At 67.9% G+C, this 1,311-nt stretch carries 1 protein-coding gene; it reads right to left on the bottom strand.

Features of this window, described 5'->3' with window-relative positions; all coding sequences use genetic code 11:
* Window positions 1-31: 31 nt before the first annotated feature.
* Window positions 32-1,236, bottom strand: a protein-coding gene (locus ACQ0O7_RS45190) for an IS3 family transposase (RefSeq protein ID WP_430792113.1) whose coding sequence is annotated in 2 segments (ribosomal slippage) — window positions 32-936 and window positions 936-1,236 — 1,206 coding nt in all. Because the reading frame shifts where the segments join, the coding sequence is not laid out codon by codon here.
* Window positions 1,237-1,311 lie beyond the last annotated feature (75 nt).

The following is a 1,311-nucleotide window of genomic DNA, read 5'->3' as shown; positions in this document are numbered from 1 at the left end:
GGGCCTTACCCCCGGAACTTGGACACGGGGTTTATGCGGCTTGTGGGATGGTAGCTGATCTTTCTTGGATCCGCTCGTAGGTGATCGGGGACTGCTGTGCGAGCCGAGAATGGCGGCGGACGGTGTTGTAGCGGTGCAGCCAGCGGAAGCTGGTGAGCCGCGCGTCGCGTTCGTCGGTGAACGCGCGGCGGCCTTGCAGGGTCTCGCGTTTGAAGGTGGCGTTGAACGACTCTGCGAGGGCGTTGTCGGCCGAGCTGCCGACCTTGCTCATAGACTGCCGAACCCCGGCCGCCTCGCAGGCGGCAGCGAAGGCTTTCGATGTATATTGCGCTCCGTGATCGCTGTGGAAGATCGCCCCGGCCAGGCTGCCGCGGGTGCGCCGGGCGGCGGTGAGGGCGTCGATGATCAGGTCGGTGCGCATGTGGGCGGCGATCGCCCAGCCTGCCAGGCGGCGTGAGTGCAGGTCGATGACGGTGGCCAGATAGAGGAAGCCGCGCTCACTGACCGGTAGATACGTGATGTCTCCGACGTAGCGCTGGTTGATCGCCGGGGCGGTGAAGTCGCGGCCTATCAGATCGGGGGCCTTGACCGCGGCCGGATCGCTGATCGTGGTGCGGGTACGACGGCGCAGCCGCAGCCCCTGCACACCGATACCGCGCATCACCCGCTCGACGCGCTTGTGGTTGACCGGCGTGCCGCGATCGCGCAGCTCGGCGGTGATCCGTGGAACGCCATAGGTGTTGTCGGCCGCATGGATTTTGCGGATCTGCCCGGCCAATGCGGTGTCGGCGGCCTGCCGGGCCGCCCGGGCCTCGGCGGTCGACGTCCAGTAGTAGTAACTCGACCGGGCCACGCCCAGGATCTGACACAACCGCTTCACGCTGTAGCGTTCCTGGTGGTCGGCGACGAACTGGAAGCGGTTCACCAGCGCGTCTCCCCGGCGAAATACCGGGCCGCCTTGCGCAGGATGTCGCGTTCCTCCTCCAGTTCCCGGACCCGCCGACGAAGTTCGGCGTTCTCCGCCTCCACCGAGCCCGACTCCGGCGTGGCCGCCGCCGCGGGCCGGCCGACGCCACCACCGCCGCGGCGCTGATCGTCGGCGCGGACCCAGCTCCGCAGCGTCTCCCGGTTGATCCCGAGATCGGCGGCGATCACCGCGATCGTGGCGCCCGGCCGAGACCGGTACAACGCCACCGCGTCGGCCTTGAACTGCGCGGGATAGTGCTTGTTCGCCATCGTGCTCCAGGACTCCTGATCTACCCGGACCTCACGATCCAAGGTTCAAGTGTCCAAGATCAAGGGGGAGGGCCC

The organism is Actinoplanes sp. G11-F43 (assembly GCF_050589265.1).
Classification (GTDB): domain Bacteria; phylum Actinomycetota; class Actinomycetes; order Mycobacteriales; family Micromonosporaceae; genus Actinoplanes.
The sequence above is the reverse complement of the archived record's forward strand: the minus strand, read 5'-3'. Positions and strand labels throughout refer to the sequence as shown.